A 14,276-nucleotide genomic window follows, 5' to 3' on the forward strand; every position below is an offset into this window, starting at 1 on the left:
TATGTATAACTATCTGAACTTTGCAGTGCGGCGTCTTTTCTGTTTCACAGGTCTGTGCCTGATATCATTCACCCTATATGCTAATGCTCAGGACATCATAAATCCTTTTGAACAGGCCGGCGACTGGCATAAAGCCGCTCTCCACGTCCATACGTCAACCAGTGTCGGCGATGTTAATGTTGCAATACGTATTGCGCAATACCGTGCAAAGGGTTTTGATGTGGTTTTTGTTACCGACAAAACAAAGACAAACGACTTGAGCGGATTTAACAATAAAAAATTTCTTGCCATTAACGGGCTGGAACTTACCACCACTGCATCGCCGTGCCATTTTTTATGCCTGAATACCCCGCGTAGTCTGAAACTGGCAGATAATATTCCCGGCCAGCAGCTTATCAATGAAGTTAAACGCTCCGGCGGAGAAGTAATTATCGCTCATCCATATTGGAATAATATCACATTGCAGCGGCTTCTTGAACTTCAGGATTATATTGGAATTGAGGTTTACAACGCTGTCTGTGACAAAAGCAACGCAAGAGGCTACGGTAATGTTCATTGGGACCAGCTTCTTAACCAGAAACGCTATCTGCCTGCTATCGCGGTTGATGATACGCACAAAGACGGAAGTATCCTTGCTCTCGGATGGATTATGATTAAAACCAAAGAACTTACTGCGGAATCTGTTATGAATTCACTGCGCAGCGGTTGTTATTACGCATCCTGCGGCCCGACTATCGAAGATTTCAAAATTGAAAATGGTTTTGTGAATATTAAATGTTCACCGGCTGTGCAAATTAATTTCTTTGCGAGTGCGCATCTTGGTCGCGTTATCCGCCCAAAAGATGGTAATTCACTTACTGAGGCCCAGTGGAAATTTTCACCAAACTGTGGTTTTGTAAGGGCGGAGGTAATTGATGCGCAAGGCAACCATGCATGGACAAACCCTATTGTAATAAAAGCAACTGACAATCAGGCAGGCATACAGAAAAAAAATAAAACTGTTAAAAATCGGAAGCGAGGTAATAATGCTCAGCAAAACAAGTAAACTAATTCTATTCTATATATGTATTTTGAATACATCGGCACATTGTGTGACAATCGGCTCATGGGTTCCGCTTTTCAAAGGTGTTGACCGTGCGACAGGCAGCTCCGATGGGGTCCCCAGGCCGGAAATAGTCAACGCCATTCGCATTGACCTCTATGACCCCAATATACGTTTTATAGCAACACCCTCGAACGGTGCCGCTTCAAGAGAAACTAACACTCAAACAGGCCTGCAGTTTATGATTTCTTCGCAGGCACAGATAGGACTTAATACCAGTTTCTTTAATCCGGTCGGCGAATCGACTGCTGATCTTGATGGTTTTGCCATGAGTGAGGGACAAATTGTATCCCAACTGGAAAACCTGGCATCTCGCCTCGGAGTCAGCCCCGGCACATTAATGATTACTCCTGCTAATGTTGCTCATTTTCAGGTGACTTTGCCTACAACGAATCTGACTGGCTGTTGGACTGCTGTTGAATCATGGCCGTATTTCCTCAAAAATAATACCAATTCCGGCGATGCCGCCTGTGCAGCAGAACCTCGAACCGCCATTGGCATAACGCAAAACAACAGGTATCTTATCATAATCACCATAGACGGACGACAGACCGGCATTAGTGAAGGGGGAACGTTATGGGAAGCGGCTCAGTGGCTCAAGCGTTTTGGCGCATGGAATGGGTTAAGCCTCGATGGCGGCGGTTCGACACATTTATGGATTTCACAATATGGCGGCAGTACTTATGCTCTTAACAGTCCTTCGGAAAACCGTGCGGTCGGCAATCATCTGGGCGTTTATGCCGCACCATTGAACCCAATCATTTATAGCCAATCTTATGTGTACGCATCCTTTGAGGACAACAACGAATCCACGTTCAATCAAAGCCTCACTCTTTCAGGTACTACTGTCGGTGTCGATGCAGTTTCATCCGCAACGGCAGTAAACACACAAAATTATCAGGGATCCTGGTCACAGCAGCTTTCAATTATTGATAACCCGGCCCAGTCCGGCGGCTGGTTTGTCAGACATCTGTCCGGCGTTGGTGAGCGATCAAATAACACTGTCCGCCCAGCTAATGGTTTTGTCGGTTTCTGGGCCAAAACGACTACCACGGGTTGTGAAATAACTATTGCTCTTGATGATACGTATAATATTACCGCCGACCGAGGCGTATTCAAATCTATGGTTTCGGACGGCAATTGGCATTTATATGAATGGAATCTTGAAAATGCCGGTGACTGGCAGGCATGGGCCAGTGGCAATGGCGTCATAAATTCACGGGATTTCACAATCGACTCTATTCAGATTCGTAATAATGCAGATACCGACGCTGTGATATATATCGATGAAATTGCACATTCCAGCCGCATAAGCCTCGCATATCTCTTCGCTGCCAAAGGAGATTTTGAACCTGATGGAGATGTTGATTTCTCTGATTTTGCGTTTTTAGCTCAACGCTGGCTGTCAACGTCACAGGATGCTGGTTTTGAGCGATATTACGATATTTCCGAACCAGACGATGATTTGATTAACATGCGGGATATTTTAGTTTTTGCTGAGAATTGGCTTAGTGGCACTGAATGATGATGATAGATTGTTAAATTTTTGGAATTATTATTATAACGGAGTTTTAATGAGTCTTCCTCGATGTGAATATCCTCGTCCGCAATGGGTTCGTGATAAGTGGTTTTGTTTAAATGGTAAGTGGGAATTCGAAATTGATAATGATGATGACGGGATAGAAAGAGGGCTTGTCAACCGTCAGTTAAAGAAAAATATAATTGTGCCATTCTGTCCCGAGTCCGAACTTTCAGGAATCGGTTTCACAGGCTTTATGAAAGCGGTCTGGTATCGTAAAGAAATCGAGATACCTTCCAACTGTGTCGGTAAAAAAATATTGCTGCATTTTCAAGCAGTTGATTACGATGCAACAGTATGGGTTAATGGAATTGAAGCCGCCCGCCATCGCGGTGGTTGGTCCGGCTTCACTATAGACCTGAGCCTGTTCGTAAAGCCAGGCGACAAAACAGTAATTACTGTTCGCGCCAGAGACGATATGAAGCAGGCGATGCCCAGAGGCAAACAGTCGATGGAACTTGAAAACCATGATTGCGTATATACGAGGACGACGGGTATATGGCAAACCGTTTGGATAGAAGCTGTTGGCGAACGTTATCTCAAGCGGCCTAAAATAACACCTTTTGAGCTTAATTCGTTTTCAATCGAACAGAGTATTGAGGGTGATCCAAAAGGTCTTAGCGTCAAAGTTACAATCAAAGATGCAAATGGGAAAATCGCAGACCATGTGTGCAAATTTAATTGCTTAAATTCCGCTGTTTTTACGATTGCTATTCCCCAACACAAGATACGGCTTTGGTCGCCTGAAAATCCATTCCTTTACGACCTGGATGTTGAGTTAATTGATCAGCAAGGCAAAATCATAGATTCTGCCAAAAGTTATGCGGGGCTGAGGAATATAACCATCGAGGGCAAAGCAGTTAAGATTAACGGCAAGTCGATATTCCAGCGATTAGTGCTCGACCAGGGGTATTATCCCGATGGCATCATGACGGCACCTACTGAAGAAGCATTGATCCGTGATATCGAACTTTCGCTCAAGGCGGGATTTAATGGAGCGAGACTTCATCAAAAAGTATTTGAAGAAAGATTTCTTCATCACTGCGACAGATTGGGTTATTTGGTATGGGGTGAATTCGGAGATTGGGGCCTGACCCATGGCGTTATTGACGAAGGTTATAACCAGCCCGGAGCAGCGATTGTTTCACAGTGGATGGATGTATTAGAAAGAGACTATTCGCATCCAAGTATTATCGGGTGGTGCCCCCTCAATGAGTTGCTGCAAGTCATCGAGGATAAATACACATTTCTCAATGATGTTACCAGGGCGCTGTTCCAGGTTACAAAAGGTTATGATAAAACAAGACCTGTGATTGATGTTTCGGGTTTTTCACATAGGGTATTTGAGACGGATATTTACGACAGCCATCTTTATGTTCAGAATCCAGACCTGTTTTCTGAAATGATGTCGCCTCTTGCACAGAACAGGCCGTTCATTAACACCGAATTCGGCTGCAATATTGATTCGGATATGACAGGCAGGGCCGTTTCCGTTCCATATAGAGGCCAGCCATATTTTGTCAGTGAATTTGGCGGGATATGGTGGAATGAAGAAGAAGCGTTGAAATCTCAAATTGATACCGGCAACAGGAATGAGTCATGGGGTTACGGCGGCAGGCCCAAAACCATAGATGAATTTTATAAAAGGTTTGAAGGCTTATGCACGGTACTGTTGAAAAATAAAGATATGTTCGGATACTGTTATACGCAATTAACTGATGTATTCCAGGAACAAAATGGAATTTATAATTTTGATCGCAGCCCGAAATTTGATATAGCAAAAATTCGGGCAGTTCAACGGCAAAAAGCAGCGATAGAAGCTTTTGCCTCGCGGTGATTTTATAATTTTTGTTAGAAAAGATAAAAAACAATCTAAATGATAAAAAATCAAGGGAAAGTGGTAATGCAAAATAAAGCTTTGAAGATGCAATTAAAGAAGGGTTTTGAAGAAGAGTACAGGAAACGGCATGATGAGATATGGCCTGAATTAAAAAAGGAAATAACGGCAGCAGGTATTTCAGATTATTCTATTTTTCTGGATGAAGAGATACTGACCCTTTTTGCCGTGCAGAAATTAGCGGAAAATAATACCGCAGATAAATTGCCCCAGACGGAGATATTGAAAAAATGGTGGAAATACATGGCCGATATAATGGAAACAAATCCTGATAATTCTCCGGTTTGTAAACCTCTCAAAAAAGTTTTCCACATGGATTAAGAATAGAAAAGAATAACAAATGACAATGCCGCAACCTTTTACAAGAATAGCTATATTTGAAAAGCTTGGATACGGAATGTTTATTCACTGGGGTCTATATTCCCAACTTGGACGAGGTGAATGGGTCAGGTTTATTGAAAACATTCCGGCGGAAGAATATATCAGGCTCAAAGACTCTTTTACTGCGAATGAATTTGATGCAAATGCAATAGCCAAGCTGGCAAAAAAAGCAGGAATGAAATACGCATGCCTTACGGTTCGTCATCATGATGGATTTTCTTTGTATAATACAAGAGGTCTCAGTGATTTTGATGCGATGCATAGCCCTGCAGCTCGCGATATTGCAGCAGAGTTTGCTAATGCCTGCCGTAACGAAGGCATTGCACCTTTTTTTTATCATGCAACTTATGATTGGCATCAGAAAAATTTCGAGAATGATTTTGCCGCATATATAGATTATCTCTGCGATTCAATTGAAATCTTATGCCGATATTATGGCAGAGTCGGCGGTTTCTGGTTCGATGGGAACTGGAGTAAACCTGAAAGCGACTGGCAGGAGAGCAGGCTTTACGGCATTATCAGAAAATATCAGCCTGATGCGATTATAATCAATAACACCGGTCTGCACGCAAGAGGCGAAGTTGGGCACGATGAAATTGATTGCGTAACATTCGAACAGGGTCGCCCTGAATTGATGAATCGCAGGGGAATGAAAAAATATCTCGCAGCAGAGATGTGTCAATCGATAAATTCGCATTGGGGAATAGGAAAAAACGATTTCAATTATCTTTCTCCGAAGGAAATTATTGAAAACCTCTGTGCCTGCCGTAAAGTTGGTGCCAATTATCTTTTAAACATTGGCCCGACAGCAAGCGGCAAAATCCCAGATTACGAAGCTTCTGTGCTTTGTCGTGTAGGGCAGTGGGTACAAATGTATGCCGATGTGATTTATAATGGCAAGCCATATATGATTGCAGAAAATGGCGTTGATTTTGCGCTCGAAGTAAATGACAAAATCTATTTATTTATACATGATTTGGGAGTTGGCGGACACATCAACGTTACCACTGTAATCCAAAAGACCTATCCCAAAATATTTACAGGGATCAATATGCCTGTAAATAAAGTAGTTTGGTTTGATAATGGACAGGAGCTTGATTTTGTTCACGATAAGAATGGCTCATTAAGTTTCAATGCAGCCGGTTATCCTTATGGGACAAATCTCGTTGTAAGAGTCGCTCAGGTATCATGATTATCTGATATTCGCTAAATCAAGTTTGTACATTATTTGATTATAGTCATACCGGGGCGTCGGCTGCTTTGTACCTGAAAACATCGAGCAATATGTTCCTTCAAAATAAATTATTCGGCCATTTTTTTGATCGAAAAAAGTATGATGTACGGGATTATAAAAAGTGTAATGGTCATGGGTAACTATTTTCCAGCACTTACTCCATGGCCCCGTTATATCGTTGGCTTCTGCGTACCATATCTCTCCGAAGGCTGAAGTTTTTCCAAAAGCTTCACCCGCGACAATAACCCACTTCTTTCGGTAGTCGTTCCATGCCAGTGAACCGCTTGCCAGCAACGGAGTTTCATTGGTGTCCGCCGATAATGGCTTGTACCTGACTTCATTAGGCAATATTAATCCTGCTTTATTTAATTCGCGTTCTTCTCTGGCGCCAATAGGGTCTGTCCCGGTTAGCCATTGATATATTAATTTCCCTTTTTCGTTACGGTTAAGCTCTGATTTATCTTTTAAATATCTGCTGCCAGGCTTCAAACACGTAAATGTCTGATATGAGTTAGGGTCAAGAATACTGTTATAATCGGCTTTAACACGAATGGTTGCGTAAGGGTCGGCAAACCAGAAATAATCTACCCCATCAACAGCATATTTTATTGCATGACCTCTTGGGCAGTCCCACTGCCTTTTCAAATCAAGACTTTTAATTTTTTCAAATATATTTTTCTTGTCATTATAAACTGCCAATCCGTGTTCGACCCGCTCTCCAAGACTTTTCATTCTGGAATAATGCACAATCATTTTTTCGTTGTCACCGTATTTGACAAGTATCGGACTTCCTATCCAGATGGCCTCATCACCTTCAAAAGGAAACATTATCCTTACATTATTATTATCATCAGTGAAATATTTGAGATTAATTCCGATATTCGGGTCTAAACCGCCTTTTACCTCTAAATCTGAAACTGCTCCTGCCACCTTAAATAGTCCGAGACGATGTCCCGGCTTGCGGGTATCCCCCCAAAACCAGTAGATTTTATTTTTATAAACCAGGGCCTGCGTCGAATCCTGCCCCATGACAGAACTGTTGAATACAGGTGCACTGATTGGTGTCGGCAATCCTAATTTTACACTATCAGCATAAATTCCCTGACCGGTAATTCTGTATAATCTTTCGGCTCTGTTAATTCTCTTGATTTTTATTTCGCCGTATCCGCCGGGCCTGGTAACAAAAGCTTCGCCGGAGTAATTCCATCTGTCTTTGTATGAATCGTAACCGTGGCTTTTAACAAAAAACCAGACGTTTTTATCCATTAAACCGGGTTCGTAAAACGCGACTATGCCTGCACTATCGGTGTAGTAAACTATATCGTTTACGATGCTCAGTTCGACCAGGGGCACACCTCTGCCGGTTTGTTCGTCGATGACCTTTATTTGAAAATATGGGTTTGTTGTGCTAAAGGAAAATTCGGCAAATAACAATAGAATATAGATTAAATCGAATGTTTTACGTCGCATATTCTCGCCCGGATTCCTGTGAAAAAGTATTTTCTTGATTAGCAGTATTACGGAATATCAACGTTCAATACAGTACCAAATCTGCTTAAAAAATCAAGTTTTACTTTCGGAGTAAAGTTGTTGCGATTCGGATTTGTTCTGATATGATTTGAAACTGGTTAAAATTGTTATCATTTAATTTTATGGGATATTTATGGAAAAAATGGTTCATTTAATATGTAATGCGCATCTTGACCCGGTATGGCTTTGGGAATGGGAAGAAGGAGCGGCAGAAGTACTCTCGACATTCCGCACCGCCGCTGATTTATGCGAAAAGAACAAAACTTTCATTTTTAATCACAATGAAGTAATCCTGTATGAATGGGTGAAGGAATACGAACCCAGGCTTTTCGAGCGTATTAAGAAACTTGTCAAAGCCGGCAGGTGGCACATTATGGGCGGCTGGTATCTTCAGCCGGACTGCAATATGCCCTGCGGCGAGTCATTTGTTCGCCAGATTCTTGCGGGTCGTCAATATTTCAAAAAGAATTTCGGAATTAAACCGACAACAGCTATTAATTTTGACCCTTTTGGTCATAGTCGGGGACTTGTGCAGATACTTGCCAAATCCGGCTATGATTCATACCTGTTCGGCAGGCCGCAGCAGCAGTGGATGGAACTGAAAAATGACCTTTTTGTTTGGGTAGGGTTTGACGGCTCTGAGATTTTGGCAAAGAGATTCAGGGGCTGGTATCAGACCGGTCTTGGTAAAGCCAAAAAACAGGTTATCGAAAGGGTTGAACAATCGAAAGATAATATCGTGGAGATTCTATGGGGTGTAGGCAATCATGGTGGTGGGCCGAGCAAAAAAGATTTAGCCGATATTAACGGTCTAATAAAGCAGTTTAAGGGTGCCAAAGTATTGCATTCCACGCCTGAGGCTTATTTTGCACAGGTTTGTGATAGCAGTGCAGACCTTGAAAAGCGTCATGCGGATTTGAACCCATGGGCGATAGGCTGTTATACTTCCATGATTCGTATCAAGCAAAAGCATCGCAGGCTTGAAAACGAACTATATATGGCGGAAAAGATGGCATCTTCCGCTGCGGCTAACGGGCTTTTAAAATATCCGCATGATGAATTTACCTCGGCATCCAGAGATTTAATGTTCGCGCAGTTTCACGACATATTACCGGGATCATCAATTCAGCCGGTTGAAGAGGCGGCATTGCGGACGATGGATCATGGATTGGAGATTATTTCAAAAATAAAGACTCGTTGTTTCTTTGCTTTTGCCTCCGGGCAGAAGAAAGCCAAAGAAGGACAGATTCCTGTTATGATTTATAACCCGCATCCGAATAATATCGCCGGTGTTTTTGAATGTGAATTTAATCTGGCTGATTTTAATAACGCAGGAACTTTCACGAATATTAAAGTTTTTCATAACGGCAGAATTGTCCCCAGTCAGATTGAAAAGGAATCAAGTAATTTTGCGATGGAATGGCGAAAGCGAATAGTGTTCCATGCCGAGTTGGAACCATGCCAGATGAATAGATTTGATTGTGCGTTAGAAACAATTGATAAAAAGCCTGCCGTTCAAAAGGCTTCAAAGAATGGTAAAATTATTTTTGACAATTCTCAGTTAAAGGTTGTTGTTAATACTAAGACCGGCTTGATAGACAAATATAGCGTAAATGGCGTTGATTTTGTAGGCAAAGGAGCCTTTTGCCCGGTCGTTCTTGAGGATAGTGAGGACCCGTGGGAAATGCGGAAGGCTGGTTTCGGGAAAGCAATCGGCAAGTTCAAACTACTTGACAAAACTTCCGGCACGAAATTCAGCGGACTAAATGGAGTCAAGCTCGATTCGGTACGGATCGTTGAAGACGGCGACGTCAGAACGGTGGTAGAAGCTGTATTCGGATTTGAGGAATCATTTATCTGTCAAAAATATAAACTGCCTAAAACAGGCACTGAATTTGAAGTGGAAACAAGGGTTTACTGGAATCAGAAAAACAGACTTCTCAAATTGCAGATTCCGGTGACTGACGCGGGAAGCGATTATTTTGGACAGACGGCTTTCGGTACTCAGCAATTACCGTCAAATGGCAATGAAGCCGTTGCTCAAAAATGGGTTGCTGTTGTAAATTCAAAATCCGATAAGTGTTTCAGTTGTATAAATGACGGTATTTATGGCTCCGATTTTTCCGGCAGAATTTTACGCCTTACACTGCTTCGTTCGCCGGCATACAGCGGTCATCCGATAGGTGATAATGAGATACTTAAGCCGGACAGGTTTATATCCCGTATAGACCAGGGTGAAAGACTTTTCAGATTCTGGATAAATGGCGGAGCAGTTGACAATAGACTTGAAAAAATTGAAAATGAGGCTCTCGCCAAAAATGAAAATCCTTTTGCGCTGTCGTTTTTCCCAGATGGAAGCGGTAAAAAGCCGAAACCGTTTGCGGTTATGAATAAAACAGTTATAGAAATATCCGCCGTTAAAAAGGCGGAAAATAATAATGGCTGGATAATCAGGCTTTTTAATTCGAGTCCTAAAAAACAGGCAGCTCGGTTGAAATTGCCTGTTTTGGATATTAAAACAAGGCTCGATTTCGGCCCATTTGAGATAAAAACTCTGAGAGTAAATAGTAAGGGTAAGATTTTTGAAGTCAACCTTATGGAAGAAAAAATATGAGTATTTAAGTTCAACTCCGATAACCGTTATAACTGAGTGCTTATATACTTTGTTTTCAAAAAAATAAAAGGAACTCTCAAAATGCCTTTTTCACTGCTCATTAAACCTGCGGGGCCAGATTGCAACCTTAACTGCAGGTACTGTTTTTATTCTGGTAAAGATTGTTTATTTGGGCAGGGGCCGCATCGCATGAGCGGGATGGTACTCGAGAAAATGATTTCCGATTATCTGAAATTGGGATTTACAGTTAGTAATTTTGCCTGGCAGGGAGGGGAACCGACATTGATGGGACTGGATTTCTATAAGAAAACAGTGGAACTGCAGAAAAAATATGGAAAAGATGGCCAGATTGTCAGCAACTCCCTTCAAACTAATGGTATTTTGTTAGATGATGACTGGTGTAAATTTTTGAATGAATACAAGTTTCTGGTCGGCATCAGTCTTGACGGCCCTGCGAAGTATCACGACTATTACAGGCTCAATCGTTCGGGTGAGGGTACATTCGATAAAGTAATGGCTGCTGTCGAAAAATGTAAAAAGCATAAAGTGGAATTCAATGTTCTTGTATTGCTTAATGATAAAAATGTTGTTGACCCTGACGGTTTGTTTGATTTTTTTATCTCTCAAGGCATTAAATTTCTGCAATTTATTCCTTGCGTGGAAAATGACCCTGAAACGGACAAGATAACTCCTTTTAGCGTAACGCCTGAACAATACGGTAGTTTTATTCTTCGTATATTTGAACTTTGGAAGAATTACGGCCCGGACAAGCTCAGCATAAGGATTTTTGATTCAATGATGAATTATATATTAAACCAAAATCATACTAATTGTACCTTTAGATGGCATTGTGATGATTATATTGTTATTGAGCATAACGGTGATGCCTATTGCTGTGATTTTTTTGTAGAGCCGGAATATAAACTCGGTAATATTATGGAAACTCCTGTTGAGAAATTGTTATCGTGTGATGTTAAGAAAGAATTTTCGGAAAGAAAAAAACAGTTATCTGATAAATGTTTGCTTTGCAGGCACAGTATGGTATGTCGAGGCGGCTGTTTAAAAGACAGATTAGTATCTAATCGCAGCTTTTCAGACGTAAGTTATTTCTGCGAGAGTTATAAATTAATCTTTGATAAAATCCTGCCGGAATTAACCTGGATTATAGGTACGAAGTTTTAATAGAAACCAATACTCGTGTCAATCAATAATATTTTGCGCAGAAGTCAACAGATACGGCTAAGGTGGCAAGATATTATCACCAAGGGAAAATTGTTTACGATGATTCATGTCCGCCGTGGCGGGTCAAACGGCACCACAAAGGACGGGGATGAAAGGTTTGTTCCTATTCACCCTGAAATCGCCAAACTTTTGCCTCGTAAAAAAGGAAGTGGTGTTCTGCTGCCAACCATCAAAGCCAGAAAACTCTTAAAGCGGCTCAAAACCCTCTGTGTCGAATGTAAGTTCGATAATCCCATCCAATATAAGCTCCACACATTCAGGCACTATTTTACGAGCTTGTGTGCCAACCACCGTGTTGCTTACCGCAAGGTACGCGCGGCTTGGGCATAATTCATCGGACATCCTTGACCTATACTACCACTTACACGACGACGATAGTCAAAACGCCATGATGGAACTGGCAAAGTCTGGTGTTTCTGACCTTGCCAAAAGTCATTTTGAGGACAGTGTGCCAGTCAAAAATAGTAAAGAATACGCAAGTGCCTGAATTACAAGAACTTATGGATGTTATTTTAGCTGAAAATAAAATAACGGAGAGGGCGGGATTCGAACCCGCGGTACGAGCGTTCACCCGTACGACGGTTTAGCAAACCGTTGCCTTCAGCCACTCGGCCACCTCTCCGGGTCTTTTTAACTCCTCCACTTTACAGGCAAAAGGATTGTTTTGCAAGAAGATTAAAGAGATATGAAATAGAGTACAAAAGTCAGGAAACAGGAGATAAAACACAACAGTTCAGGAAACGGCAAGTTCCTATAATAATTCATAAGGACAATTTACCTCCACCGACTCAATTCGTTTTAGGACCTATAAAACCATACACATTTTCGTTTAATAGGCATATGCTCTGTTTTTGAGATTAACGCTGGCGTCAGTTCATTTTTATTGGCTAAAGGCTCTATGTGTTAGTGCCGATTAAATTATCGAATTTCAGACGGGAAAAGTTTTAATGTCTGACCCAAAGTCTCTTGTGTAGGGGGACAGGGAAATTACGACTTTTAAGATTTTTTAATTTAAGGAGCTAAAAATGAAAGCGGAAAAAACAACTATTAGAGCCGGCTTCACGTTGGTCGAGCTCGCGGTGGTCATCGTGATCATCGGTGTGCTTGCTGCTTTTGCCGTACCGAGGTTTAGAGCTTCGGTCGAACGGTCAAAGGCCGCAGAAGCATTCAACTACCTGTCAGCGATACAGGCTGCTCAGGAACGTTACCATGCCAGACAGGGCATCTATGCTGCTGATGTAAACGACCTTGATGTTCAATTCAGCGCACCGAAGTATTTCACCGTTGCTGAGGTTGCCGGTGAAGACCTTGAGACAGCATGGAGTCTGACTCTTACACGTACCGGCGCTGCAGCAGGTTACGGCGAATACACAGTAATATTCACACAGGAAGGCTTCGATGAGACCAATAGCACAATTGCTGATGAAGATCATGTGGATATTAACCCAATGCAGACCTAAGACTAGTTAGGGAAATAAAGTCTTAAGAAAAAAGTATTTTAGGAGTAAAAAATGAAAAAGACAATTACACAAAGCGGTTTCACACTGGTTGAGCTTGCAGTGGTAATTGTGATTATCGGCGTACTGGCTGCTTTTGCCGTACCGCGGTTCAGAGCCTCGGTCGAACGGTCAAAGGCTGCAGAATCATTTAACTACCTGTCGGCCATACAGGCGGCTCAGGAACGTTATCACGCCAAGCAGGGCACCTATGCTGCTGACACAAATGACCTTGACATTCAGTTCTCCGCACCGAAGTATTTCTCGGTTGGCGAAGTTCAAGGCGAGAGTCTGGAGACTACATGGAGTCTGACTCTTACACGCAGTGGAAATGCGGCCGGCTATGGCGAGTACACGGTAACATTTACCGAGCAGGGTTATGACGCCGAGAACAGTACTATTTCAACTCTCGATGATATTAACCCGCTGCAAACGTAATGTAAAATTCTGTTGTTAACAGCAGAAACTGGATTTAAGTAAAGAAAGGGCGGTCCCGATTAATCAGGGCCGCCTTTTTTGTTATGTTATGGGGCTGTTTCAGGGATGGAGGATTTTTTGCAACCGCGGATTAGCCTTAAAGCTATACTTTATTTGACCTACTACTTTACCATCCTCCCAAACATCAACTCCTACCCACATATGTTTGTCTTTTTCAAGGCCCAAGTATTTATCAAATCCGGAAGGGTCTATCCAATCTATCGGGTCATTTTGACAATACAAATATCTATGCAAAGTGAGCGGCTCATTAACATCTCCCATTAGCAAATCTCTTCCAGTAAATCTTGCCAGATACGGCGAATACTGCCGGGCGCGGAGGTAATACATGCCGGTTTCGGAATCGAGATACTGCCCGGTGAATTGCCACGGCGTAGAATATGAGCCTTCCTCAAGAATCGTTTCGCCAAACGGCGAATACGTTAATAATTTCACCACAGAGCCGGAAGAATTTAGCACCTGTCTTACAGAGCCAAGTCTGTCATGCAGATAGTAATACTGAGTTGACAACGCACCGCCATCATGCTCAGACAATATTTCGCTGTTAGCGTAAATATACATTTTCTTTACCGTGTAATCCGCGTAATCCTATGAACCGGAGCCAATCAAGGCAATTTTTTGTTTTTCTTCATATTTTATTTTTTCCATCATTATTTACTTTCAAGCATTCCCGTCCGCAGCCCCCTTCGCATGAAGTCAGGGGCGA

Annotated in this window: 12 protein-coding genes and 1 tRNA gene; 9 read left to right on the top strand and 4 right to left on the bottom strand. The window is 42.1% G+C overall.

Translation table 11 applies throughout. The features are described from left to right. Position 1: 1 nt before the first annotated feature. The 5 genes from WC496_08240 (at position 2) to WC496_08260 (ending at position 6,151) form a co-directional block, all read left to right on the top strand. Positions 2-1,045, top strand: coding sequence for a CehA/McbA family metallohydrolase (locus WC496_08240; protein ID MFA5293007.1), 1,044 nt, complete (start codon positions 2-4; stop codon positions 1,043-1,045). After that, positions 1,026-2,627, top strand: coding sequence for a phosphodiester glycosidase family protein (locus WC496_08245; protein MFA5293008.1), 1,602 nt, complete (start codon positions 1,026-1,028; stop codon positions 2,625-2,627). Before WC496_08240 ends, WC496_08245 begins: the two co-directional genes overlap by 20 nt. A 49-nt stretch (positions 2,628-2,676) precedes the next feature. Further along, entirely contained in the window at positions 2,677-4,518 is a 1,842-nt protein-coding gene (locus WC496_08250) for a sugar-binding domain-containing protein (GenBank protein ID MFA5293009.1), read from the top strand. 66 nt (positions 4,519-4,584) lie between these two features. Beyond that, positions 4,585-4,899 (top strand): L-rhamnose mutarotase, encoded by a 315-nt coding sequence (gene rhaM, locus WC496_08255; GenBank protein ID MFA5293010.1) that lies wholly within the window; start codon positions 4,585-4,587, stop codon positions 4,897-4,899. A 19-nt stretch (positions 4,900-4,918) separates the two neighbouring features. Then, a complete protein-coding gene (locus tag WC496_08260) occupies positions 4,919-6,151 on the top strand; it encodes an alpha-L-fucosidase (GenBank protein ID MFA5293011.1) in 1,233 nt (410 codons plus the stop codon). On the opposite strand, the gene WC496_08265 is transcribed toward WC496_08260, so the two are convergent. Then, positions 6,152-7,663: a hypothetical protein gene (locus WC496_08265; protein ID MFA5293012.1), complete on the bottom strand. Its 1,512-nt coding sequence runs from the start codon at positions 7,661-7,663 to the stop codon at positions 6,152-6,154. A gap of 202 nt (positions 7,664-7,865) precedes the next feature. Between WC496_08265 and WC496_08270 the strand changes: the two genes are divergently transcribed. Further along, positions 7,866-10,337, top strand: coding sequence for a glycoside hydrolase family 38 C-terminal domain-containing protein (locus WC496_08270; GenBank protein ID MFA5293013.1), 2,472 nt, complete (start codon positions 7,866-7,868; stop codon positions 10,335-10,337). Positions 10,338-10,418: 81 nt separating this feature from the next. Continuing rightward, a complete protein-coding gene (locus WC496_08275; GenBank protein ID MFA5293014.1) occupies positions 10,419-11,519 on the top strand; it encodes an anaerobic sulfatase maturase in 1,101 nt (366 codons plus the stop codon). A gap of 246 nt (positions 11,520-11,765) precedes the next feature. On the opposite strand, the gene WC496_08280 is transcribed toward WC496_08275, so the two are convergent. Both WC496_08280 and WC496_08285 read right to left on the bottom strand, forming a co-directional pair. Further along, the gene (locus WC496_08280) at positions 11,766-11,921 is read right to left on the bottom strand and encodes a hypothetical protein (protein MFA5293015.1); all 156 of its coding nucleotides are present in this window, start codon (positions 11,919-11,921) and stop codon (positions 11,766-11,768) included. A 189-nt stretch (positions 11,922-12,110) separates the two neighbouring features. Further along, positions 12,111-12,201: transfer RNA gene (locus WC496_08285), tRNA-Ser, on the bottom strand. Positions 12,202-12,604: 403 nt separating this feature from the next. Here WC496_08285 and WC496_08290 point away from each other — a divergent pair. Together WC496_08290 and WC496_08295 are read left to right on the top strand one after the other, a co-directional pair. Further along, positions 12,605-13,039, top strand: coding sequence for a prepilin-type N-terminal cleavage/methylation domain-containing protein (locus tag WC496_08290; GenBank protein MFA5293016.1), 435 nt, complete (start codon positions 12,605-12,607; stop codon positions 13,037-13,039). A 51-nt stretch (positions 13,040-13,090) separates the two neighbouring features. After that, the gene (locus WC496_08295) at positions 13,091-13,513 is read left to right on the top strand and encodes a prepilin-type N-terminal cleavage/methylation domain-containing protein (protein ID MFA5293017.1); all 423 of its coding nucleotides are present in this window, start codon (positions 13,091-13,093) and stop codon (positions 13,511-13,513) included. Positions 13,514-13,612: 99 nt separating this feature from the next. Here the strand turns inward: WC496_08295 and WC496_08300 are convergent, their stop codons facing one another. Beyond that, a complete protein-coding gene (locus tag WC496_08300; GenBank protein MFA5293018.1) occupies positions 13,613-14,131 on the bottom strand; it encodes an RHS repeat-associated core domain-containing protein in 519 nt (172 codons plus the stop codon). Between the last annotated feature and the right edge of the window lie 145 nt (positions 14,132-14,276).

The organism is Phycisphaerae bacterium (assembly GCA_041652575.1).
In the GTDB taxonomy this organism is placed as follows: Bacteria; Planctomycetota; Phycisphaerae; order Sedimentisphaerales; family UBA12454; genus UBA12454.